At 53.4% G+C, this 1,943-nt stretch carries 1 protein-coding gene; it reads right to left on the minus strand.

The window, feature by feature from the left end; translation table 11 throughout:
• A partial coding sequence (locus RMO15_RS15890; protein ID WP_309714428.1) for a sialate O-acetylesterase occupies positions 1-1,852 on the minus strand: 1,852 nt, incomplete at its 3' end.
• Positions 1,853-1,943 lie beyond the last annotated feature (91 nt).

The following is a 1,943-nucleotide window of genomic DNA, read 5'->3' on the forward strand; positions in this document are numbered from 1 at the left end:
GTCCTTCAGGTGAGACTCCGGCAATCGTCTGCGAGAGGAAGATTGCAGGCGGGTTCCAACCATGGTTGAGTGAGGACCCTTCATCAAAGGAGTCGATGTGCGAGGCCCACCAACGATCATAGTGCTCCCACAGTGTGGTGAAGCTTGCCGGGATCATCGTCTTGTAACGGGTGTACATCCGCATGAGCGCATAATCCTGCTTCCCGATTTTGCTCATTGCCTCAAAAACCCACCGATCGAAGAAGCAGCTTGAATAGGTTTTCTTGGTCAGGACATTTTCAAAGATCGGATTCCACTTGGATCGATCGGCAAGTCCGACGTTGATCGCCATCGCGTTTGCTCGGTCGTCAGGCTCTTGGACTTGCGATGATTTGTAGAACCCACCTTGCCAATACTTGCTGTCGAATGTGGACTGGATTTCGTGGAGTCTGCGGTCGATTTCCGGAAAGTCCGATTCGTGACCACTGATCGCTGCAATCTTCCGGAGCGTGCCTAGGCAGTTGTAGTAGAAGCAGGTTTCAATAACCGCCGTGTCCTTCACTTCCTTGCCCCAGTCAAACCAAGTTCGAGGATTTCCAAATTTGTAGGTATCGAAGAGGAATGTCTTGGTCTGGTCGTAAATCGCTCGCATGGACTCTGCATCGCCAGTCTGCAGATAGTAGAACCAAAGCCCATAATCTCCGAGGAACTCAAGGTGTTGTCCAGGATAGAACTTAGGCTGAAGAGGCCGGAGGACGAGGTCTTTGGCAAGGGTATGCGCTCTGGAGTCAAAGACATAGAAGCACTGATTCAACTCGGGGGTTCCGTCTCCCCAAAAGCCGACGCGTTCGCGATCTGGACAGTCGTAGAAGTGATCCCGCATGCAGATGTAAGCTGTCCGGGCTGCCTTTTGCCACAGGATGTTGTAGTCCTCGTCGTTTGAGCGGAAGGAACCTGCAAAGCTCGTATCGAACCCGGTTTCTCGATACTGGACCGACTTGACCTTGACTCCAGCCGGAATCGTGTAGATGGCACCTTCACCGCTCACCCAGTTCTTCGCCTCATAGCGTTGAGTGCCTGGGCGCGTCGTGCACTTCTCGGTGGGAGTCAGATATTGAACGAGTGGGTTGCTGGAATTGAACAGAATCTCCTGACCCGGTTCTGCCTCTAGCTCAATCCATGGCTGAAAATGACAGTTGTAGGGCAGTCCGCACACCAGCTTCCAGGTTTGATTCTCAACGTGTGGGAGCGCCTTCGAAGTTCGGAGGTACGGCTTGAGTCCGAAGTCTTTGATCGTAGTGTTTGTGTTCAAGAGCTTGACCATCCCTTTGCCCAGTGCGTCCCCAACGAGGAAGTAAGTCTCTGCATTCCCGAACTCATGGTGACCGTGGCTGGGGTTTGGAGAATTCTCAGCCTTTCTGACGAAGTTTCGAGTTGGAACGAACGCGACATTGCCTTCAAACTCGGTTCGATTCGCCGCCTCTGCTTGTGCCTTTCTGAGCTCGTCCCAGCCGGCATCCGCTTTCACCCACGGACCCGTCAGTTCACCAATGACCACAGGGAGCTTGGGTGACTTGAACTCCATTCGCACATCCTTGATCAGGTTGACCAAGTTCTGCTCATACTCGGGAACCGCCGTTTTGGGATTCACTCCATCGTTCCATCCCTGATACCAAACCAGACCGGAGAGTTCGTAACCAGCACCCTTCGTGAAGGGGAATTCTGTCTCCATCCGCCCAAGGCTGTCGCGAACCTCGGAGATCATCAGCTTGTAGTACTTGCCGACTTCTCCTCCGGAGGAGGGTGGGCGAAAATCTTTGTACAGGCTCTTGCCGCCCCACGCCGTCTTGATCAGCAACACGGGACTATCCACGGCATCTCCGAGAACATGCCCGAATTGAAGCTCTGGCCCAAAGTGATGAGCATCGCCGTATACGCTATATCCAAGACCAAGCGGACCGCTT

The sequence above is a fragment of the Armatimonas sp. genome (assembly GCF_031410135.1).
GTDB lineage: Bacteria > Armatimonadota > Armatimonadia > Armatimonadales > Armatimonadaceae > Armatimonas.